Here is a 22134-nt window from a genome sequence, read left to right on the forward strand (position 1 = left end):
CGTCAGCCGTTGTGACTGCCCGGCTTGGCCAGACGCGCCATGCGCTGGGCATCAGCCAGGATGCCGCGCAGCAACCGCACTTCCTGCTCGCTCGGCTCGCTGCGCAGGAACAGGCGGCGCAGCTTGCGCATCGCCGACTCCGGCGCACGGCCCTTGTGGAAATCGATCTCGTCCAGGGTGTCGCCAAGCTGGGCGAAGAAGCTCTCCATCTGTTCGTGGCTGGCCACCTGCTCACGAAAGCCCGGTTCGGCGCCAACGGCAGGCTGGGCGCCGAGCAGCTGCATGCGCACCTCGTAGGCCAACACCTGCACGGCGGCGGCGAGGTTGAGCGAACTGAACGCCGGATCGGACGGAATGTGCACCGCCGCGTGGCACAGCTGCAGCTCCTCGTTGGTCAGGCCGGTCCGTTCCCGGCCAAACACCAGCGCCACCTCGGCACCCTCACCGGCCTTGGCGACCGCACGGGCCGCTGCGTCGGCGGGCAGGTACTCCTCCAGCTGGACCCGGCGTGCGCGGGCCGTACACCCCAGCACCAGACGGCAGTCGGCGACGGCCTCGGCCAGGGTGGCCACCACGGGCGCATCGCCGAGCACGTCCTCGGCGCCGGCCGAGCGGCGGAATGCCTCCTCGTCCAGCGGTTTTTCCGGGGCCACCAGTACCAGGCGGGCCAGGCCCATGGTCTTCAGGGCGCGGGCGGCGGCGCCCATGTTGCCGGGATGCTGGGTTCCGACCAGGACGAATCGGAGGCGGGTGGCGGCGGGGAACTGGGACATGAACAGGGAAAAGGTCGAGCTGGACGATGACCAATGGTAAACTGTGCGGCCGGCCACTGCGCCGGACCCGCTCTTTTCCCCCGCCAGTCCTACCCTTCTGCCTTTCCGGGAGCCCACGCCATGCAGAAACCCGCCGTCACCGTCATGGTCAAGGCCGCCCGCCTCGCCGGCAACGTCCTGTTGCGCAACATCAACAAGCTCGAGGCACTGAACGTGGTGCAGAAGGGGCGGATGGACTACGCCAGCGAAGTCGATGCGGACGCGGAAAAGGTCATCGTCAAGGAGCTCAAGCGCGCGTATCCCGAGTACGGCGTGTTTGGCGAGGAAGGCGGCGTGCAGGGCGAACATCGCCACATGTGGGTCATCGATCCGCTGGACGGCACCAGCAACTACCTGCGCGGCGTCCCCCACTACTGTGTATCGATCGCCCTGGTCGAGAACGGCGAGCCGACCGACGCGGTCATCTTCGATCCGCTGCGCAACGAGCTGTTCACCGCCAGCCGTGGCGCGGGCGCCGTGCTGAACGACCGTCGCATCCGCGTGGCGGATCGCAAGGACCTGGGCGGCACCATGATCCAGACCGGCTTCGCTCCGCGCGAGCGCGCCCGTGCCGGCGCCCAGTTGAAGGCGGTCGATGCCCTGCTGGTGCAGGCCGAGGACATCCGCCGTACCGGTTCCGCTGCGCTGGACCTGGCCTATGTCGCCTGCGGTCGCGCCGACGCCTACTTCGAGGCCGGGGTGAAGGCCTGGGACATCGCGGCCGGCGTGCTGCTGGTGCGTGAGGCCGGTGGCAAGGTGTGCGATTTCAAGGGAGCGCCGCTTGCACGCATGGACAACCGCGGTCCGGAAACCCAGCAGGTGGTGGCGGGCAACCTGAAGGTGGCCGAGTCGCTGCAGAAGGTGCTGGTCAACACGGGCTATGCGGCCGAGTTCGACGCGAAGTTCTGAGCTTCCCTGTAAAGCGGTTCATGGAGACGGCACCTGTGAAGGTGCCGTTTTCGTATCCGCAGTGATCGTGCTTGTCACTTTCTTTGCTCGTGCAAAGAAAGTAACCAAAGAAACACGCCGCCAGGACGCGAGCCGACGTGCTGTGCACGCCGGTTCCCTGCGCTCCTCGGTCCGTCGAGGGACGGTGCGGGAACTCGCTGCGCTCAGACACCCGCACCTCTTCGCCCTCGCCGGACCTGCGGTGCTCGGCTCGCTCAAGGCGGACCCAAGGTCAAGAACCACAGCTGCACGACGATGACGGGTAGCGCCGGGCCATGCCCGGCGAGCGAAGCGGCCGCTTCGCCTTCGACCTTGAAAGTGACACCCCTCCGCAGTCGCGGAAACGATCCTGCGGGCGCGCGTCGATGCTGCCGACGCGCAAACAGAAACGCCCGGCACGGGGCCGGGCGTTCCTGTAGCAGTGCGTTGCAACCGGAGGCTTACACCACCGTCGAGGCCCGCAGCGCGGCGATGCGCTCTTCCAGCGGCGGGTGGCTCATGAACAGCTTCTTCGCGGTCGAACCGGCGATGCCGAAGGCGGCGATCTGGGTCGGCAGCGTGCTCTGGCCGTGGTTGAGCTGCAGGCGCTCCAGCGCGGCGATCATCTTATGGCGACCCGCCAGCGAGGCACCACCGGCATCGGCGCGGAACTCGCGATGGCGCGAGAACCACATCGAGATCATGGTCGCGAACAGGCCGAACACCATCTCCAGCACGAACACGATGATGTAGTAGGCGAACCCGCGGCCGCCGCCTTCGCGGTTGCCCGACAGCGCGCTGTCGATGACGCCGCCGACCACGCGCGCCAGCACGATCACGAAGGTATTCAGCACACCCTGCAGCAGCGCCATGGTGATCATGTCACCATTCGCCACGTGGGCGATCTCGTGGCCCAGTACGGCTTCGGCCTCATCTTCGCTCATGTTCTGCAGCAGACCGGTGGACACCGCCACCAGCGCGTTGTTGCGGTTGGCGCCGGTGGCGAATGCGTTGATCTCCGGGCCATCGTAGACCGCCACTTCGGGCATGCCGATGCCGGCCGCCTTGGCCTGGCGCTCGACGGTAGCCAGCAGCCAGCGCTCGGTCTGGTTGCGTGGCTCGGTGATCACCACCGCGCCGGTGGAGCGCTTGGCCATCCACTTGGACAACAGCAGCGAGATGAGGGAACCGCCGAAGCCGAAAATCGCAGCCATCACCAGCAGGCCGCTCATCTGGTTCGGATTGACCCCCAGCAGCGACATCACGATGCCGGCCAGGATCAGCACTGCAAAGTTGGTGGCTAGAAAGAGTGCGATGCGGGTAAACATGGGAAATTCCGGCTCGGAAGGGGTCGATATCCGCCAATTTGCGGTGCGGTCAGCTTGAATTCAAGCACCAACCTGACCGACGATTCAGCCAGCATGACCTCCCCCTTTCCTGCGGCCGCTTCGCGCCCTCGCCTACCGGCCTGCTACACCCCGGCTCCCTGCTGGCTGCATTCGGCAGCTGGCTGCTCGCGCGCCATCACCATGGCCTGTGGCGGCTGCGCATCGAGGACATCGATCCCCCACGCACCGTGCCCGGGGCTGCGCACGCGCAGTTGCAGGCACTGGCGGCATTCGGCCTGGCCCACGATGGTCCGGTGCTGTGGCAGAGCGAACGTGGCGATGCTTACCAGCAGGCTCTGGACAGGCTGCTGGCCAGCGGGCTGGCCTTCATCTGCCACTGCAGCCGCAGCGAACTGGCAGCCCGGGGGGGCATCCACCATCGCTGCGTCGCGCGGCAGCCCCGACCGGACCCTGCCGTCCGCTTCCGCGTACCGGCCGGCAGCGTGGTGCAGTTCGACGATGGCCTGCGCGGCCGTCAGGTGCAGGACGTCCACGCCGAGGTGGGTGATTTCGTGCTGCGCCGCGCCGACGGGTGCTGGGCCTACCAGCTGGCGGTGGTGGTCGACGATGCCGCGCAGGGCGTCACCGACGTGGTGCGCGGCGCCGACCTGCTCGACTCCACCGCGCGGCAGATCCTGCTGCAGCAGGCACTCGGACTGGCAGTGCCGCGATACTGGCACCTGCCCCTGCTGCTGGACGCGCCCGGGCACAAGCTGTCCAAGTCGCTGGCCGCGCTGCCGGTCGACAGCGCCCGCCCGGTGCCGGTGCTGCGTCAGTTGTGGGGCCTGCTCGGCCAGTCGCCCGCCGCACTCGAGGGTCACGACGATCTGCACGACCTGCTCGCGGCGGCCCGGCAGGCATTCGATCCGGCCCGCCTGCCACGCACGGACATCCTGTTGCCGACGGGCGCACTTTCCGCGCCGATGTTGCAGAATCCCCCTTCCCCCACCTGAAACCCGGACTGCATTCCATGACATCTCGCGTCGCACTGGTCACCGGCGGAACCGGCGGCATCGGTACCGCCATCTGCCAACGCCTGGCCGACCAGGGCCACCGGGTCGCCACCAACTATCGCGATGAAACCAAGGCCCGCGCCTGGCAGCAGGCGATGACCGAACGCGGCTTCAACGTGTCCATCTTCGCCGGCGACGTGTCCGATCCGGACAGTGCCGAAGCGCTGGTGCGCGCCGTCGAAAACGAACTGGGCCCGGTCGAGATCCTGGTCAACAACGCCGGCATCACCCGCGATACGACCTTCCACCGGATGCGTGCGGACCAGTGGCATGACGTGATCAACACCAACCTCAACTCGGTGTTCAACGTCACCCGCCCGGTCATCGAAGGCATGCGTCGCCGCGGCTGGGGCCGGGTCATCCAGATCAGCTCGATCAACGGTCTGAAGGGCCAGTACGGCCAGGCCAACTACGCCGCCGCCAAGGCCGGCATGCACGGTTTCACCATCTCACTGGCGCGCGAGAACGCGGGCTTCGGCATCACCGTCAACACCATTTCGCCGGGCTACGTCGCCACGGACATGGTCATGGCCGTGCCGGAGGAAGTGCGGGCCAAGATCATCGCCGACATTCCGACCGGGCGCCTGGGCAAGCCGGAGGAGATCGCCTACGGCGTGTCCTTCCTGGTGGCCGAAGAGGCCTCGTGGATCACCGGCAGCAACCTGGACATCAACGGCGGCCACCACATGGGCTGGTGATCCGCGCGGGCGCGGCCGGTCACGTGCCGGACCGCACCTGCCTGCGGTCATGCTGCGCAACACGCAAACCCTTGTTGCGCAACATGATCCGCCGTGAAAGCCAAGCCTGGCGGGGGCTGGGGCGGTTGCAACGGCTGCTGCACTGCGCCATGCTGCGCGTCTACTGTGACGAGTGACCGCTTCATGGCTGCGACCCGCATCATCAAGAAGTATCCGAACCGCCGTCTCTACGACACCGAGATTTCCAGCTACATCACCATCGAGGACGTCCGCCAGCTGATACTGGACGGTGAAGACTTCGAGGTCCGCGACGCCAAGAGCGGTGACGACCTTACCCGTTCGGTCCTGCTGCAGATCATCGCCGACCAGGAGCAGGACGGCGAGCCGATGCTCTCCACCCAGTTGCTGAGCCAGCTGATCCGCTTCTACGGCGACTCCCTGCAGGGATTCATGGGCAACTACCTGGAACGCAGCATGCAGGTGTTCCTGGACCAGCAGCAGCAGTTCCGCCAGCAGATGGGCAACCTGCTGGGCCAGACGCCGTGGGCGATGATGAACCAGCTGACCGAACGCAACCTGGAGCTGTGGCAGGAATTCCAGCGCAGCATGGGCACCGGCTTCGGCGGCCCCCGCCCCGGCGGAACCGGCCCGGGAACCGGAACCGGCAGCAAGCCGAACGAACCGGGCACCGGCACCGGCGGCAAGACCCGCCGCTGAGCTACGGCAGGGACTGACATGAAAACGGCGCGCCAGTGGCGCGCCGTTTTCGTCTGCGGGTCATCCGCAGGCAGACGTCAGCGCTTCGCCTTGCACGCCGTGCAGACGCGCTCGACCTTGTAGCCCTTCGCCCTGAGCTTCTCGACCACGCCATCGCTGCCGAGCAGATGCAGCGTGCCAACCACCACCAGCGTGCCACCCTGCCCCGCCTGCAGATAGGGCACCAGCTTCGGCACCCAGGCATCATTGCGGCCGGTATTGATGCGCTGATACAGCTGCGGATACTGCTGGCGCATCTCGGCAGCCATTTTCGTCCACAGCAGGCGCTCGTCACCGCGGCGCCATGCGTCGTGCAGCATGCGCGCCTGTTCATCACCCTTGTCGGCCTGATCGAGGGCTTCGGACAGCATCTGCCGCTGCTCCTGCACCGACATCCCATCAAGCATGCCGATCTGCGTATCGATGTCCTCCAGACCACCGGTGCTGCGCCCGGTCGCCTGTGCGCGCTCCATGAAGTGACGGTCCAGACCGAGCGCCGGGTCCAGGCCCATCTTCTGCATCTGCCCCACCGAAATGCTCAGGCCGACAAACCAGGGCTTCATGCCCTGCATCTGCGCCAGCGGCAGCTTGTTCACGGCGGCGAAGGCCTGCAGCTTCTGCCAGGTCGCTGCATCGAGATCACGCTTCAGTTCGCTGCCGTCGGTGCGAACGGCGGCCTGCACCATGCGGCTGGCCAGCTGCGGCGACTGCATGTCTTCCGGCGAGAGTTCGAACAACACGCGCTGCGAGGCCCCGAAGGCCTGCTCCACGTCGGCCGACAGCGGATAGTCCTGCGGCTTCAACAGATGGAACGAGCCCAGCAGATACAGCCGTGAATCGCCGGGGCCGGTGACCTTCCACAGCAGCGGTACCGGCGGCTTGACCGACGCACCTTCAGCGGCCGGGGCATTGCGGGCCTGCGCCAGTGGCGCCACCGCGCAGGCCAGCAGCAACAGGGCGGCGTGTAACAGGTGTCTGATCATCATGTCAGCCTTCTCCTTCAGGCAGGTGGTAGGCCTTTTCACCCGCGTCCACGCGAAGGTCCAGCCGGTTCTCCGGCGGCGCCAACGGGCAGGTCGCGTAGGGCGTGAACGCGCAGGGCGGGTTGTAGGCGTGGTTGAAATCGATGAGCACGCGGCCATCGGCGCCGGGGGTGCCGGTATCCAGATAGCGGCCAGCGGGATAACTGCCGCGGCCGCTGGTGCGGTCCGCGAAAATCAGGAACAGGGGCTCGCCGGGGGCACCGATCGCCTCCAGCCGCCAGGTCCGGCCATCACGCTCAAACTCGACCGCACCGGCATTGGGCATGTCGGTGGTCAGTCCGGTGATGTCGACGATCGGCAAGGTCTTGCCCGGTGCGTGCGCAACGAAGCGCGCCTGCACCTGCCAGTCGGGCCCTCCCGGCCAGTACTGCAGGCCGGCGAAGTCCCGGCGTGCAGGCGCGTCGGCATGCTTGACCCTCAGCGCATCGCGCGGACCACGCCGGATCAGGCTGAGCTGGCCCTTGCCACCGTCGAAGGCAAGCAGGGTAGGCTGCGGATCCTTGTCGGTATCCATGCGGATGCGCCCCCTTACCGGCTGGCCGTTGTGGGTGAGCTCCGCCCCGGCTTCCGGCGTGAACCACCATTGCCGGCCCTCGCGCCGCAGCAGGCCGAGCTTGTCCGGCCCCACTGCCAGGCGGATGCCATTGGTTGCACCGCTGCCAACGAAGTGCGAACTGTTCTGCAGCCAGTGCAGCCCGACCAGCGCCGTCCAGCCATCAGGCCGCGTCAGATCCTGATAACGCGCCACGCGCCATTGCTGCTGCGCGGCGGCGTATGCCGGGTCTTCCACCATCGCAGGCGCCGGCGGCGGCGCCGGGCTGCAGGCTGCCAGCAACAAGACAGCCAGCAGGCCGCCCATTCCCCGATACGCCATCGATGCTCCCCTCAACGTCCGCGCAGGAACCAGCGGTCGATCTCCGCCAGCGAAAAACGGGCCCAGGTCGGCCGGCCGTGGTTGCACTGGCCGGATCGCTCGGTGATCTCCATGTCGCGCAGCAGGGCGTTCATTTCCGGCACCGTCAGCCGGCGATTGGCTCGCACAGCGCCATGGCAGGCCATGGTCGACAGCAGTTCATCGCGCGCGCTCGCTACGCGGCGGCTCTGGCCGTGCTCACGCAGGTCGGTCAGCACATCGCGCAGCAGCCCCTCCGGCTCGGCGTGGGCCAGCAGCGCGGGAATGCTGCGCACATGCAGCGAGCCCGGGCCGGCCCGCGTCACCTCGAAACCAAGCGAGGCCAGCGTCGCGGCCTCGCTCTCTGCGGTATCCGCTTCGCGTTCGCCCACCGCCAGCGTGATCGGCACGAGCAACGGCTGCGACTGCAGGCCGATACCATCGTGCGCGTTCTTCAGCCGCTCGTAGCCGATGCGTTCGTGCGCCGCGTGCATGTCGACCACGATCAGGCCTTCGGCATTCTCGGCCAGGATGTAGATGCCATGCAGCTGCGCGATCGCATACCCCAGGGGCGGCACGCCCGCGTCTGCACGGGTGTCCGGCAGGCCGTTTCCGCTCGGCATCGCAGGCTGCGCGGTGCCGCCTTCGCCTGCAGCAGGCGTGGCATAGAGCGCAGCGTAGGCGGCCGGCGCATCGGCAACCTGCAGGCCCAGCGGCTGCTGCGGGCGCCATCCCTGATATCCGCCACCGCCGCCCGCCCCCGAAGCAGGACCACGGACCAGACCGAATCCGGACGCGCCCACGGTCGATGCCGCCGCTGCTGCCCCGGCGTCCGCTGCCTGCCCGGCACCTGCACCGATCTCCTGCGCCGACACGCCGGCTCGGGTATCGGCCAGCGCGTCCTTCAGCGTGCGGTAGACGAAATCATGGACCAGCCGCGCATCACGGAAACGCACTTCGTGCTTGGCCGGATGCACGTTGACGTCAACGCGCGTGGGGTCGAGTTCCAGGAACAGCACGTAGGCCGGCTGCCGGCCATGGAACAGCACATCGCCGTAGGCCATCTTCACCGCGTGGGCAACGCTGCGGTCGCGCACCGAACGGCCGTTGACGTACAGGTACTGCTGGTCGGTACTGGCCCGCGAATAATGCGGCTGCGCGATCCAGCCGTGCAGGCGCAGGCCCGCGCCGCTGTGGTCCACGCGCACCGCCTGCAGCGCGAAATCATCGCCCAGTGTCTCGGACAGCCGCGCGTCCGAATACAGGTCACCCGGCTTGTAGCGGCGTGATGCCTTGCCATTGTGCGAGACCCGCAGCTCGACGTCCGGCCGCGCCAGCGCCAGCGAGCGCAGCCATTCTTCGATGTGCCCCAGTTCGGTGCGCTCGGCGCGCAGGAACTTGCGTCGCGCGGGCACGTTGTAGAACAGCTCGCGCACTTCCACCGTGGTACCCGGTGCGTGCGCGCGCGGCGTGACCTCGCCGATCTTGCCGCCATCGATCTGCAGCGCGGAACCGTGCTCGTCATCTGCGCGGCGCGACGCCAGGGTGAAACGACTGACCGACGCGATCGATGGCAGCGCTTCGCCGCGGAACCCGAGCGTGGCCACCGACTCCAGATCGTCCAGGTTGGCGATCTTGCTGGTGGCATGCCGCGAGACGGCCAATGGCAGCTGCTCCGCTGCGATGCCACTGCCGTTGTCGCGGATGCGGATCAGGCGCACGCCGCCTTCTTCCAGGTCGATGTCGACACGGCTGGCGCCGGCATCGATCGCATTCTCGACCAGTTCCTTGACCACTGACGCGGGGCGCTCGACCACCTCGCCGGCGGCGATCTGGTTGATCAGGATGTCCGGCAAAGGCCGGATCGGGCGCGGGCCGGGCGCGCTCATGGGGCAAGGTAGGCAGCAGACTTCATGCGCCGATGATAGCGGAGGTACCGCGTGGAGAGTCGAGCCGGATCACCTGTGCGATGCCGATGATGCGCCACGCCCCAGGCATGGCCGGTCCAACAGGGTGCGGCCTACTTGCTGCCGCCGGCCATGGTGGCAGCCGCGTCGATCTCGGCCTGTGCGCGGGCCGCGTAGAGCGTCCCCGGCGGCGGCTGCCGGCTGAAGAACGTGTGCACGCCATCGAGCACCGCACCGGCGATCTTGCGCTGGTAGCCCGGGTCGATCAGGCGGCGCTCCTCGTCCGGATTGGAGATGAAGGCGGTTTCCACCAGCATCGCCGGCATGTCCGAGGTGCGCAGCACCGCGAAGTTGGCGCGCTCGATGTTTGGCTTGTGGTTGTTGCCGATCCGCTTCAGTCCACCCAGCACATGACCGGCCGCATCTTCGGACGCTTTCATGTAACCGCTCTGCGCCAGATCGAGCAGAACGTTGGCCAGCGTGCCTTCAGTCTGCTGCAGGCGCACACCACCGACCAGATCGGCGGCGTTTTCCTTGTCCGCCAGCCAGCGCGCACGCTGCGACGAGGCACCCTTGGTGGACAGCACGTACACCGATGAACCGGTCGCCGAGCGGTTCTCGGCGGCGTCCGCATGAATCGAGATGAAGATGTCAGCCTTGTTCGCGCGGGCCTTCTGTGCGCGCATCGGCAGCGGGATGAACACGTCGCTGTCGCGGGTCAGATAGGCTTTCAGGCCCGGCGTGGCATTGACCTGACGGGCCAGCTCACGCGCCACCGCCAGGGTGACGTCTTTCTCGCGCTTGCCGGTGGGCCCGATCGCGCCCGGATCCTGTCCGCCGTGGCCGGGATCGATCGCCACCACCAGGTGCCGCATGCCAGGCTGCATGCGGATGCGCGAAGCGTCGCTGGGCATCGCCGGACGCGGCGGTTCGGGCGGCGGCGATGCCGGTACCGGCGCTGGCGGATTGCTCACCACCGCAGCGGTGCGCTGGCCGGCCAGGATCGCCGCGGGCGACGATGCCGGCGGGGTGCTGCTGGCGCTGGTGCCCGCAGCGGCCACCTGCACGGGCGCGGTGGACGGCGCCGGCGTGGGCGCGGCCGGGGCGGCAGCCGTGGCACTGGCCTGCTGCTGCACCTGCGCGGTCAACAACGCGGTAGCGCGGGCGGCGTCGCTGCGCGTCTGCATGCTGGGTGCCGTCGTCTGCGTGGTCGTGGCAACCGGAGCCGGCGCCGGCGCCGCAGCGGCCACGCCCGGGCTGTCACCCGGCCATTCGATCACCAGCTTTGACGCCTCTCCTTCGCGCTGCATCTGCGGGCGGAACGGCGCCACGGATTCCGCAAGATCGAAAACAACACGGAAGGTGCCCGGAACCGGTTGTCCGGTGCGCACTGCCGTCACCACGCCCTGCGCAGCCGGCATCTTCAGGTTGCGCACGGCAGTGGAATCCGGGAAATCGACCACCAGCCGGTTCGGGTTGGCCAGTGACAGCGTCTTGTAGCCGCCACTGCCGACCAGCGAGATTTCCGCGCGGGTGCCGGTGGAGCCTGTATTCAGCTGTACCTGACGGACTTCACCCGCCCACGCACTGAGGCTCGCCAGACCCAGTCCGACGGCGGCACAGATGGCGATGAGACGGTTCCCCAGGCGCATGGCTCAGGATTCAATCACCGCGCTGAACGGAATGCAATACCTTTTTCCTTAATAATCCGTAACCTGCCGATCTTTGTTCTCGTCAGGCGACAGAAACAGGCCGCAAGTCCCCACCTTCGGCCAGCCGCTGCAGCCATTCCCGGCCAGCGTCGCTGAGCCCACTGAGACGCGCCCGGCGCCCCTGGCCCTCGATCTCCAGCGCCACGACCAGGTCCGTCGGCGGCAATGCGCCCGCCCCCCGTTCCGGCCACTCGACCAGCCACAGCACCGCACTGCCCTCGTCCAGGCCCAGGAAATCCAGTTCCCCGGCCTGGCCGATGCGGTACAGGTCCAGATGCCACGCCTCGCCACCACTGGCCAGCGGATAGCGCTCGACCAGGGTGTAGGTCGGGCTGCGGATCGCACCCTGCACGCCCAGCGCACGCAGCAGCGCACGCGCGGTGGTGGATTTGCCGGCGCCGAGGTCGCCGCGCAGCTCGATCAACGCCTGCGGCGGACGCGTGGCCGCCAGCCACTGCCCGAGACGTTCGGTGGCATCGCTGTCGGCAAGGAAGTATTCGTTCATGGGGAGCGTTCCGGATTGGCCAGCCGCCGCAGGGGCGCCAGCAGGTCGGTGGGAAGCAGACCACGCGCGCCGTCGATGGCAGCGGCGTCGCCGGCAAGCGCGTGCAACAGGGCGCCGCCTGCTGCGGCATCGAATGCGTCCAATCCCTGCGCGCGCAGTCCAGCAATGACGCCGGTCAGCAGATCTCCCATGCCGCCGACCGCCATGCCCGGATTGCCGGCCGCGATCAGCCGCGGCAGCCGCGCAGGTGCCGCGACTACACTGCCGGCACCCTTCAGCACCACCGTGGCGTGATAGCGCTCGGCCAGCGCCTGCGCGCTGCCGAAGCGATCGGCCTGTACCTCGGCGGTACTGCAGCCCAGCAGGCGTGCAGCCTCTCCCGGATGCGGCGTCAGGATGGCATCAGGCACCGCGTGCGGGTTCTGCGCCAGCAGATTCAGGGCATCGGCGTCTATCACCAGCGGACGCCCGCAGGCGAGCACGCTGGCATGCAGCGCACGCGCCCAGTCGTCCTGGCCAAGGCCCGGCCCGATCGCAACGACCCGTGCGCGGTCCAGCAGCGCAGGCAACGCCGCGCCATCTTCCAGCGCATGCGCCATCGCCTCGGGCAGGCGCGCAAGCATCGCCCCCACATGCTCACGACGGGTGCCGACACTGAGCAGTCCGGCACCGGCACGCAGTGCGGCCTCGGCCGCCATCACCGCTGCGCCGCCACTGCCGTGGTTGCCGCCCACACACAGCACATGCCCGGACTCGCCCTTGTGGGTATTGGCCCGGCGCGGCGGCAGCAGCGCCCGCAGACGGTCGCCGACCCAGCGTTCCGCGCTGGCCGCGATGCCTTCACGCGCCGCCTGCGGCAGGTCCAACGGCGCCAGCCGACGCTGGCCGACATGATCCAGCGCGTCGCCGGTGTACAGGCCCCGGTGGCAGACAATGAACTGCAGGGTGACCGCCGCGCGCACCGCAACGCCGGGCACGCCGCCCTGATCGGCATCGACACCGCTGGGTACATCCAGTGCCAGCACCGGCGCCGGAGAGGCGTTGAGTGCTTCGATCAGCGCCTGCGCCATGCCGGCCGGGGCCCGATCCAGGCCGAGACCGAACAGCGCATCCACGCCGACGTCGGCGACCGGCAGCTGGCCGTCGAATTCGATGCTGCTGCCGCCGGCGGCAGCGAATTCCGCCGCTGCCTGCTGCGCCAGCGGCGTGGCGGGCAGCCTGCCCGGCAGGGTGATCACCTGCACCTGGCGGCCCGCCTGCAGCGCATGGGTCGCCAGTACGTAGCCATCGCCGCCGTTGTTACCGGCGCCAGCCACCACATACAGACTGCGGGCATCCGGCCATTGCTGCAGCAGGCACTGCCAGCCCGCCAGGCCAGCCTGCGCCATCAGGCTCCAGCCACCATCACCGGCAAGCGCCGACGCGCGGGCGTCCAGCGCGCGCGCAGCAGCGGTGTCGAACAGAAGAGAGAGATCGGGCATGCCGGGATTTTATACTGGTGCACATGTCCTCCGTCCCCGCCCCTGCCCCAGCCGACCCGGTCCAGGCCGTGCAGCGCATCCGCGAACTGGCCCGTGCACACGGTTTCCAGCGCTGCGGCATTGCCGGCATCGAGCTGGGCGAGGACGAGGCACACCTGGCCGACTGGCTGGGCCAGGGCCTGTACGGGACCATGGACTGGATGGCACGCCACGGCACGCTGCGCGCACGCCCGGCCGAACTGCTGCCGGGCACGGTGCGGGTCATTTCCGTGGGCATGGACTACAGCCACCGCGACGATACCGAAGCCTGGGCGACCCTGGCCGATCCCGGCCGCGCCTACGTAGCGCGCTACGCGCTGGGGCGCGACTACCACAAGCTGATGCGCAACCGCCTGCAGAAGCTCGCTGCGCGGATCAACGATGAAGTCGCGCCACTGGGCTACCGCGTTTTCGTCGATTCGGCACCGGTGCTGGAACGGGCCCTGGCCCGCAACGCCGGGCTCGGCTGGATCGGCAAGCACACCTGCCTGATCGATCGCCAGGGGGGCTCATGGTTCTTCATCGGCGAGATCTACATCGACCTGCCGTTGCCGGTCGACGCGCCCGCCACTGCGCACTGCGGCACCTGCACGCGCTGCATCGACATCTGCCCCACGCGCGCCATCACCGGCCCGCACCGGCTGGATGCGCGCCGCTGCATTTCCTATCTGACCATCGAGCATGACGGCGCGATCCCCGAGGACATGCGGCCACTGATCGGCAATCGCATCTACGGCTGCGACGACTGCCAGCTGGTCTGCCCGTGGAACAAGTTTGCCAAGCGCACCGATGAAGCCGATTTCCGCGCACGCAACAACCTGGACACCGCGCGCCTGGATCAGCTGTTCGCCTGGGACGAGGCGGAATTCCTGCGCCGCACCGAGGGCAGCCCGATCCGTCGCAGCGGCCATGAGCGCTGGCTGCGCAACATCGCCGTGGCACTGGGCAACGCGCCGACAGCGCCGCAGACCCTGGCCGCACTGCAGACCCGCATCGATGATCCCTCGCCGCTGGTGCGCGAGCACGTGCAGTGGGCACTGGCACAGCACCGCACGACCTGAGCCGGGCGTGCCCGGCGCGCGCCAACGTGCGATCCTGAGTGCCCGCTCCACCCGCAGCGCGCCGTACCCATGCAGCCACGTAACAACGACATTCTCACTCCCAGCCAGCTCAACACGCTGGCACGCGACCTGCTGGAAGGCAGCTTCCCGGCGATCTGGGTCGAAGCCGAACTGGGCAGCGTGGCCCGCCCTGCGTCCGGGCACCTGTACTTCACCCTGAAGGACGCACGGGCACAGCTGCGTGCGGCGATGTTCCGGATGAAGGCGCAGTACCTGAAGTTCGTACCGCGCGAGGGCATGCGCGTGCTGGTGCGTGGCCGGGTGACCCTGTACGACGCACGCGGCGAGTACCAGATGGTGCTCGACCACATGGAGGAAGCCGGTGAAGGCGCGCTGCGGCGGGCGTTCGAGGAGCTGAAGGCGCGCTTGGACGCCGAAGGCCTGTTCGATCCTGCACGCAAGCGGGCGCTGCCCGCGCATGTGCGGCGGCTGGCGGTGATCACCTCGCCGACCGGCGCCGCCGTGCGCGATGTGCTGAGCGTACTGGGCCGTCGTTTCCCGCTGCTGGAGGTGGACCTGCTGCCGACCCTGGTGCAGGGCTCCAGCGCCGCCGCGCAGATCACCCGCCTGCTGCAGGCAGCCGATGCCAGTGGTCGCTACGACGTGATCCTGCTGACCCGCGGCGGCGGTTCACTGGAAGATCTATGGGCGTTCAACGACGAAGCGCTGGCGCGCGCGATCGCCGCCAGCGATACGCCGGTCGTGTCGGCCGTCGGCCACGAGACCGACTTCAGCCTGAGTGATTTTGCCGCCGACCTGCGCGCGCCGACACCGTCGGTGGCGGCCGAGCTGCTGGTCCCCGACCAGCGTGACCTGGCCCTGCGCCTGCGCCGCAATGCCGCGCGGCTGGCACAGCTGCAGCGCCACGCGGTAGGACAGGCCATGCAGCGCGCCGACCGTGCGCTGTTGCGATTGAATGCGCAGAGTCCGCAGGCCCGGCTGGACCTGTTGCGGCGCCGCCAGCTGGAGCTGGGCCGGCGGCTGCACGCGGCCTTCAACCAGCAGCAGGAGCGCCGTGCCGCGCGCCTGCGCCACGCCGCCGCGGTGCTACGCGGCCATCATCCGCAGCGCCAGCTGGACGCGATGCAGCGTCGCCTGTCGGCCCTGCGCGGACGCCCCCATGCAGCGATGCAGCGGCTGCTGCAACGCGATGCGCTGCGCCTGCGCGGCCTGGCCCGGTCCCTGGAGGCGGTCAGCCCATTGGCCACGGTGGCACGCGGTTACAGCATCGTGACCCGTGCCGATGATGGTGCACTGGTACGACAGGTTGAACAGGTCCAGCCCGGCGACGCACTGCAGGCACGCGTGGGCGACGGCGTCATCGACGTGCAGGTCACCTCGGTCAGGTAAGCGGGGGCCAAGGCGCAGCCCGGCGTGCGCCTTCCTACCTGGCCGCCTCGCAGAACTGCTTCCGGTACTCCAGCGCCTTCGGCATCAGGGCCTGCAGATTCTGGATCCGGGTTCCCGGGTTGGGATGGGTGGAGGCAAACTCCGGCGGCGACTGACCACCACTGGCCTGGCCCATCCGCTGCCACAGCGGCACCGCTTCGCGCGGATCGAAACAGGCAGCCGCAGCCAGCATCAGCCCCACCTCATCGGCCTGGGTCTCGTGGCTGCGTGCGTAGGGCAGCAGATAGCCATAACCCATCGCCGACATCACCATCTGCTGCTGCTGCGCATCCATGCCACTGGCAGCCCCGGCCATCTGCCCGATCTGGGTCAGCTTCTGCTGTGCCATGCGCTGCGCTCCATGGCGCAGCAGCGCATGGGCGATCTCATGCCCCATCACCACCGCCATCGCATCCTTGGTCCGCGCCACCGGCACCAGACCGGTATAGACCGCCATCTTCCCGCCCGGCAGGCAGAAGGCGTTGGCCTGCTCGGAGGGGATCACGTTCACCTCCCACTGGAAGCTGCGCGCGAAATGGGCCGGCTCCACGCCATGCTCCCGCGCCAATGCGGTCTCCACCACATCGACCTTGGCGATCAACCGCTCGGCAATCGCACGCACGTCACGCGAGATCTGCGCGTTCGGGTCCAGTGGCCGCTCCTGCGCCAGGATCTGCTGGTAGGCCTGCAGGCCCAGCGCGGTTTCCTGCTGGGCATCCAGGCTGCTGTCGATCATGACCTTCTCGCCGGTATAGGGATCGACCGTCCGGTTCGAAAACCAGTAAAAGGCCGCGTAACCCGCCGCCAGCAGCAGTACCCACCAGCGGATGTTGCCGAACAGGCCACGCCGCTGCGGGCCCTGCGGCGAGCGGGAAAATGGGTCGTTGCGCATGCAGTGGTCTTCCGGCTGGCCCCGCCGGCCGGCGGGCACGGCGCAATCTTAGTGTGCCGGAGCCCGCGCCGGGTGAAGCCGGCCGCTCAGATGCCGCGTACCAGGCGGAACCCGATGCGGGCGTTGGTGGTGTCCGAGTCCTGCGACTGCCGCCAGGCCGCCCGGGTCTGCTCGGGAGAGTTCGCCCAGTTGCCTCCGCGGATCACCCGCGCCCGGCAACCCGGGTTGAACCAGGCCACGCCGTCGGAGGGCGCACGCCGGTAGCTGGAATGCCAGCAGTCGGCCACCCATTCGCTGAGATTGCCGGCCATGTCGTGCAGGCCGAACGCGTTGGCCCGGAAGTTCGCCACCGGCGCCGGGCCCCACCAGCCATCGCCATAGCCGATGAACGCGTTGTGCCAATGCCGGCCAGACGGCGAGACATCCTTGCTGCCGGTGAAGTTGCCGCTGCCCGGCGGGGGCGTGCCTGTATCCCCCCAGGGATAACGGCCGCTGCTGCCGGCGCGCAGCGCATACTCGAACTCGGCCTCGCTGGGCAGCCGGTAGCTGTAGCCGGTCTGCTCGGACAGCCACGCGGCATAGTTTTCCGCGTCGCGCACGCTCACATGCATCACTGGCGCATTGCCCAGCGCGCGCGCGCCGTCGTAATCCGAGCGCCAGTCGACACCGCTGCGGCGGATGAAGTTGCCGCTGCGCTCGTCATAGACCACCGAATGACCGCGACGGGTCGCGCGTGGGCGGGCATTGGTGGCTTTGACGTAGCGCTCGAAATCGCTGACAGTCACCTCGGTGATGGCCATCGCGAAACCGCGGTCAAACCGCACGTAATGCGAAGGGCGCTCGGCATCGGTGGCGCCGGGCTCGGCATCCCCTGCGCCCATCTGGAAGCCGCCATGCGGCACCACCACCATCTGCGGGCCACGCCCGCCATCGCGCATCGCGTCGCTGAACACCTGGCCGGGACGGAAGCTGCCGTAATGGGTTGCCAGATCGATGCGCTCGCGCAGCTGCGCCACGACCGCGTCGCCGGGCAGCGCGATGCGCAGTGCTTCGGCCAGCTTCTCGCGTGCAGGTTTCAGGCCCTGCGGCGTCGCCAGGTCGCGCAGGCCCTCGTCGCGCAGCTGCGCCAGGGTGTTGGCCCGGATCTGCTCGATGCGCTCGAAGGCGTCGGCGATGGTCGGAGAGGAATCACGGACCTTGCTGGCTTCGGCCAGCCAGGTGCCGGCACTGGCGAAGTCACGGCGGCGGGCGGCCTCCTCGGCACGCCGGATCAGGCCGCTCTCCGCCGCAGCAAGGCCCTGGCGTGCGCGGCGGTTGCCCTCGTCAAGCGCCAACGCCTCGCGGAAACTGCCGATCGCGCCGTCACCGTCCTCGCCGATCCGGTCCGCGCGCAGGTCCTCCTCGCCGGCCCGGTTGTAGGCCACCACGCGTTGCGCGGTCTCCACCCGCGCCTGCAGGGCACGCACCTTTTCATCGTCAGGGGCCAGGGTCAGCAACACCAGCGCCTGGCGTCCCGCTTCGGCCAGCGCCTCGCGCTGCTGCAGCGGCCGCACCAGCAAGGCATCGGTCTGCTGCAGCAGGCGCTGGCGGGCACGCTGCAGACCAGCACGGGCCTGGCGGTCGTCAGGCACCTCCTCCTGCACCGCCAGCCACAGCGGGATGGCGGCATCGCCATCCTCGTACAGCCGATCCTGGGCAAACGCCTGCTCGGCGGCCCTGCGCAGCTGCGCCAGGCTGCGCCCCTCCCGATCGACACGGGGCGGCGTCCACTGCTGCACGTCTTCGGCGGCATCCTGACCGGCGATGGTCACGCTGCCCTGCACCGCCGGCCGATCCTCTGGCGCCGGCGGCGATGCCGCCTGGCCGGAACCCTCGCCGGCCTTGCCTGCCGGTGTCGGCGGTGACGGGGTGCAGGCGACCAGAGCCAGGGCCAGGCTGGCGCACAGCGCGGACGACAGCGGAAAACGCAAGCAGAGCCTCCTTCGGCACGGACGCGGACCGACGTTAGGCTATTCTCCCCTGCCTGAGCAAACCCGAGTAGCAGGCCCTGACCCGTGGCAATCTGGATCACCACCCCCGCCGAGCTGGATGCGTACTACCAGCAGCGTCCCACCCGCATCGGTCTGGACACCGAATTCATCCGTGAACGCACCTTCTGGCCGCAACTGGCGCTGGTGCAGATGGCGGTCGGCGAGGACATCCTGCTGATCGATCCGCTGATTCCCGGCATGCCCGAAGCACTGGCCCCCTGGCTGACCGATACGTCGATCATCAAGGTGATGCACAGCGCCAGCGAGGATCTGGTGGCCTTCAAATGGACCTGCGGCGTGCTGCCACGACCGCTGTTCGATACCCAGATCGGCGCGGCGCTGGCCGGCATCGGTGCCGGGATGGGCTACCAGAAGCTGGTGCAGGAGATCACCGGCGTGACCCTGGCCAAGGGCGAGACCCGCTCGGACTGGATGCGCCGCCCGCTCTCCGAGTCGCAGCTGCAGTATGCCGCCGATGACGTCGAGCACCTGTTCGCGCTGCATGACGCGATCGACGCGAGACTGCAGGCGATGGGACGCCAGCAGTGGCTGCACGACGACGCTGAACGCCTGTTGGCCAGCGTCGCCAACGATGAGGACCGCTGGCCGCACCTGTCCATGCGCTCGGCCCAGTTCCTCGATGCCGAGGCACAGCGACGCCTGCTGCGCCTGCTGCGCTGGCGCGATGTGCAGGCACGCCAGAGCGACCGGCCGCGCAGCTGGATCCTGGACAACGAACTTGCCGCCCTGCTGGCGCGCTCGCCACCGGCCGATGTCGACGCGCTCGCCAAGCTGTTCGAGCCGTTCCCGAAGGCGCCGCGCAAGCTGACAGCCGCCGTGTGGCAGGCCCTGGACACTCCGCTGGCCGATGAGCAGGACGCGCCGCTGGCAACCCAGCCCACCGACAGCAGCAAGAAGACGCTGAAGAAAATGCAGGACGCCGTGGCCGAATGCAGCCGCGAGCTGGGCCTGGCGGACGGCGTACTGGCCTCGCGCAAGCACCTGGAAAGCTACCTGGAGCACCGCCAGTGGCCGTCGGCGCTGGCCGGATGGCGCCAGCAGGCGCTGGAATCGCGCCTGCAGCCATTGTTGCCGGTGCGCTGACAACCCGCTGCAGCAACGGAAAGGGGCGGCCAGGATCACCGGGCCGCCCCTTCCCGCAACCGTTCGATTACCAGTTCATGTTCAGCGACACGCCCACGGTACGCGGCTCGTTGTACACCGCGGCCATGTAGTTCTCGATCACGCCCTTGAGATTCTTCTCGTTGGTGATGTTGCGTGCGAACAGCGCGACTTCATAGGCACCGTAGTTGCCGGAGTAACCGATCTTCAGGCCGCCCTCGAAGTCCCCCTTGGAGTTGAACTCCTTGCTGTCATACAGCACGAAGCTGGTATAGCCCTGCTTGTTCCAGTCGGTGGACACGAACATCGTGGCCGCGTCGCTGACCGGGAAATCGTAGCGTGCGGCCAGGTTGACGTTGTACTTCGGTGCGTTCGGCAACGGGTTGCCGTCGATCTGCGCGAAGGTGTTCGCACCCACCTTGATGGTCGGATCATCCACCGTGCACACCACCTGGCCATTCAGGCCGCAGACCTGCGCGTACACGCGCTTGTCCTTGATTTCGCTGTGCAGCAGGCTGACACCGGCGCTCAGGGTCAGGTTGGGAACCGGACGCAGTTCCATGTCCGCTTCGAAACCATACGCCTTGGCCTTGTCTGCGTTGAACAGCACGCCGTTGCCGTCCGAATCGTTGCCGTTGAGCTGGATATCGTTGACGGTGTAGGTGAACGCGGTGGCGTTCAGGCGCAGGCGGTTGTCCCACAGGCTGCTCTTCACGCCGGCCTCCCAGGACAGGATGGTCTCCGAGTCGGCGGTGGTGAAGTCGGCATTGAACACGGCCGAACGGCCCTGGATGGTCGGCCCGCGGAAACCGCGCGCCACCTTCGCATAGACGCTGACGTCCGGCGTGATCTGGTACATCGCACTCAGGTCCCAGCTGGGCGTGGTATCGGACATCCTGACGTCGGTGCGGCCCTTGTAGGTCACCACCCCGGCAGCGGTGTCGGCGGTCTTCAGCAGCCGGGTGTGCTTCTCGTCGCGGGTCTGGCGCAGGCCGGCGGTCACCGTGAACCTGTCGGTGAAGGCGTAGCTGAGCTGGCCGAAACCGGCCCAGGAGGTGTTCTTGTTGCGCAGGCGTACCCAGTTGTTCGGATTGCGCGCAGCGCCCTGCAGGAACCAGGCACGCTGGTAGAAGTCGGTGGTGTCGCTGCCGTTGAAATAGAACGCGCCGGCCTGCCACTGCAACGCGCTGTCGTCATGGCTGGCCAGACGGAATTCCTGGGTCCACTGGTCCAGGTCGCGGATCCGGCCCATCGACTGGCCGTAGCCGTTGGGCACGCCGTTGACCGGATAGTTCACCGCAGCACCGCCATCGGTATCGCCACGGCTGTAACCGGAGGTGGTTTCATACGCGGTGATCGAAGTGAAGTCGATCACGCCGAAATCATAGCGCGCCTTCACCGAGCCACCGTAGGTCTTGTAGGCCTGCGGGTTGTTGTCGGCTTCGTCGTAGGCGACCTGGTCGCGCGGCACGTCGGTGCGGTTGGAACCCTTGGTCAGCGCACCGCGCAGGAACAGGGTCGAGGTGCCTTCGTAATCGCGCGCGTGTGCCGAGGCCAGGATCGAGAACTGCTCGCTCGGCGTCAGCAGCAGCTGGGCGCGGACGTTGCGGTCATCGAAACCGCCCATGGCGTTCTTCTTCGGGCTGACGGTGCCATCCGCACTCGGGCCGCTGTAGGTGTTGTCGACATAGTCGTCGCGATGCTGGTACAGGGCCGACACGCGGAACGAGGCGATATCGTTGATCGGACCGCCAAAGCCGCCATCGATCGACACGCTGTTGTAACTGGCGTAGCTGGCGCTGACGCGGCCGGTGTAGTCCTGCGTCGGCTTGAGCGTGTCGAACTTGACGATGCCGGCCGTGGTGTTGCGGCCGAACAGCGAACCCTGCGGGCCGCGCAGCACTTCCACCTGGTCCACGTCGTAGACCGGATTGGACTTGAGCACCACGTGCTCCAGCACCACGTCATCCTGGATGATCGACACCGGCTGGGAAGCACCCAGATAGAAATCGATGTTGCCCAGCCCGCGGATGTAGAAGCGCGGGAAGATACGACCGGTGGTGGTTTCCGCATACAGGCTCGGCACGCGGCCGGACAGCGCCAGCAGGGTGTCGTCGCCGCCGGCGGTGAAGTCGCGCATGCGCTCGCCCTGCACGACGCCCACCGACACCGGCACCTCCTGCAGGTTCTGCTCACGGTGTTCGGCGGTCACGGTGATGGTATCCAGCCCGGTGGGGGTCGGCGCACTGTCCTGCGCCGCGGCGCCGAAGCTGCCGACCAGCGCCAGGCCTGCGCAGGCCAGCGCGAGCGGATGGCGACGGAAGGAAACGAGGGAAGACGACATGCCCGACAGACGGCGGGAATCGGTATGGGAAGGCATCGAAAGCTCTGAGGAGACGTCCGGGCG

18 protein-coding genes are annotated in these 22134 nt (G+C 68.2%); 7 read left to right on the forward strand and 11 right to left on the reverse strand.

The features are described from left to right. Positions 1-2 precede the first annotated feature (2 nt). A complete protein-coding gene (locus ACZK08_RS13415) occupies positions 3-773 on the reverse strand; it encodes an RNA methyltransferase (protein ID WP_053520091.1) in 771 nt (256 codons plus the stop codon). Positions 774-893: 120 nt separating this feature from the next. Here ACZK08_RS13415 and ACZK08_RS13420 point away from each other — a divergent pair, with 120 nt between their 5' ends. Continuing rightward, complete coding sequence (locus ACZK08_RS13420) at positions 894-1721, forward strand: inositol monophosphatase family protein (protein ID WP_053520092.1); 828 nt, start codon at positions 894-896, stop codon at positions 1719-1721. 479 nt (positions 1722-2200) lie between these two features. Here ACZK08_RS13420 and htpX read toward each other — a convergent pair whose 3' ends face one another. Next, positions 2201-3067 carry a protease HtpX gene (gene htpX / locus ACZK08_RS13425; RefSeq protein ID WP_065181924.1) on the reverse strand — a complete coding sequence of 289 codons (867 nt, stop codon included), beginning with the start codon at positions 3065-3067 and terminating at the stop codon, positions 2201-2203. 140 nt (positions 3068-3207) lie between these two features. On the opposite strand from htpX, the gene gluQRS reads away from it, so the two are divergent. The 3 genes from gluQRS to phaR all read left to right on the forward strand — a co-directional run bounded on the left by gluQRS (position 3208) and on the right by phaR (position 5555). Continuing rightward, on the forward strand, positions 3208-4080 hold the full coding sequence (gene gluQRS / locus ACZK08_RS13430) for a tRNA glutamyl-Q(34) synthetase GluQRS (protein WP_478452722.1): 873 nt from the start codon (positions 3208-3210) through the stop codon (positions 4078-4080). A 17-nt stretch (positions 4081-4097) separates the two neighbouring features. Then, entirely contained in the window at positions 4098-4838 is a 741-nt protein-coding gene (phbB, locus tag ACZK08_RS13435) for an acetoacetyl-CoA reductase (protein WP_053520095.1), read from the forward strand. Between the two features lie 183 nt (positions 4839-5021). Further along, on the forward strand, positions 5022-5555 hold the full coding sequence (gene phaR, locus ACZK08_RS13440) for a polyhydroxyalkanoate synthesis repressor PhaR (protein ID WP_065175511.1): 534 nt from the start codon (positions 5022-5024) through the stop codon (positions 5553-5555). 77 nt (positions 5556-5632) lie between these two features. Here the strand turns inward: phaR and ACZK08_RS13445 are convergent, their stop codons facing one another. The 6 genes from ACZK08_RS13445 to ACZK08_RS13470 all read right to left on the reverse strand — a co-directional run bounded on the left by ACZK08_RS13445 (position 5633) and on the right by ACZK08_RS13470 (position 13134). Beyond that, a complete protein-coding gene (locus tag ACZK08_RS13445; protein ID WP_065181922.1) occupies positions 5633-6580 on the reverse strand; it encodes a TraB/GumN family protein in 948 nt (315 codons plus the stop codon). Between the two features lies 1 nt (position 6581). Beyond that, positions 6582-7511 (reverse strand): DUF1684 domain-containing protein, encoded by a 930-nt coding sequence (locus tag ACZK08_RS13450; protein WP_065181921.1) that lies wholly within the window; start codon positions 7509-7511, stop codon positions 6582-6584. A gap of 11 nt (positions 7512-7522) precedes the next feature. Further along, positions 7523-9418: a DNA mismatch repair endonuclease MutL gene (gene mutL, locus ACZK08_RS13455; RefSeq protein ID WP_065181920.1), complete on the reverse strand. Its 1896-nt coding sequence runs from the start codon at positions 9416-9418 to the stop codon at positions 7523-7525. 131 nt (positions 9419-9549) lie between these two features. Beyond that, a complete protein-coding gene (locus tag ACZK08_RS13460; RefSeq protein ID WP_065181919.1) occupies positions 9550-11088 on the reverse strand; it encodes an N-acetylmuramoyl-L-alanine amidase in 1539 nt (512 codons plus the stop codon). 82 nt (positions 11089-11170) lie between these two features. Then, the gene (gene tsaE / locus ACZK08_RS13465) at positions 11171-11653 is read right to left on the reverse strand and encodes a tRNA (adenosine(37)-N6)-threonylcarbamoyltransferase complex ATPase subunit type 1 TsaE (RefSeq protein ID WP_065181918.1); all 483 of its coding nucleotides are present in this window, start codon (positions 11651-11653) and stop codon (positions 11171-11173) included. Then, complete coding sequence (locus ACZK08_RS13470) at positions 11650-13134, reverse strand: bifunctional ADP-dependent NAD(P)H-hydrate dehydratase/NAD(P)H-hydrate epimerase (RefSeq protein ID WP_065181917.1); 1485 nt, start codon at positions 13132-13134, stop codon at positions 11650-11652. Before ACZK08_RS13470 ends, tsaE begins: the two co-directional genes overlap by 4 nt. A 23-nt stretch (positions 13135-13157) precedes the next feature. On the opposite strand from ACZK08_RS13470, the gene queG reads away from it, so the two are divergent. Both queG and xseA read left to right on the forward strand, forming a co-directional pair. After that, positions 13158-14234 (forward strand): tRNA epoxyqueuosine(34) reductase QueG, encoded by a 1077-nt coding sequence (queG, locus tag ACZK08_RS13475; protein ID WP_065181916.1) that lies wholly within the window; start codon positions 13158-13160, stop codon positions 14232-14234. Between the two features lie 69 nt (positions 14235-14303). Continuing rightward, positions 14304-15644, forward strand: coding sequence for an exodeoxyribonuclease VII large subunit (gene xseA, locus ACZK08_RS13480; protein WP_053520217.1), 1341 nt, complete (start codon positions 14304-14306; stop codon positions 15642-15644). A 34-nt stretch (positions 15645-15678) separates the two neighbouring features. On the opposite strand, the gene ACZK08_RS13485 is transcribed toward xseA, so the two are convergent. Beyond that, positions 15679-16575, reverse strand: a complete 897-nt coding sequence (locus tag ACZK08_RS13485; RefSeq protein WP_053520218.1) for a M48 family metallopeptidase — start codon at positions 16573-16575, stop codon at positions 15679-15681. 86 nt (positions 16576-16661) lie between these two features. Then, entirely contained in the window at positions 16662-18545 is a 1884-nt protein-coding gene (locus tag ACZK08_RS13490) for a formylglycine-generating enzyme family protein (RefSeq protein ID WP_065181915.1), read from the reverse strand. Positions 18546-18629: 84 nt separating this feature from the next. On the opposite strand from ACZK08_RS13490, the gene rnd reads away from it, so the two are divergent. Continuing rightward, positions 18630-19709, forward strand: a complete 1080-nt coding sequence (rnd, locus tag ACZK08_RS13495; RefSeq protein WP_053520336.1) for a ribonuclease D — start codon at positions 18630-18632, stop codon at positions 19707-19709. A 67-nt stretch (positions 19710-19776) separates the two neighbouring features. Here rnd and ACZK08_RS13500 read toward each other — a convergent pair whose 3' ends face one another. Next, positions 19777-22071 carry a TonB-dependent receptor gene (locus ACZK08_RS13500; RefSeq protein WP_331250510.1) on the reverse strand — a complete coding sequence of 765 codons (2295 nt, stop codon included), beginning with the start codon at positions 22069-22071 and terminating at the stop codon, positions 19777-19779. Positions 22072-22134 lie beyond the last annotated feature (63 nt).

It is taken from the genome of Stenotrophomonas sp. 112478_Sma, assembly GCF_056479905.1.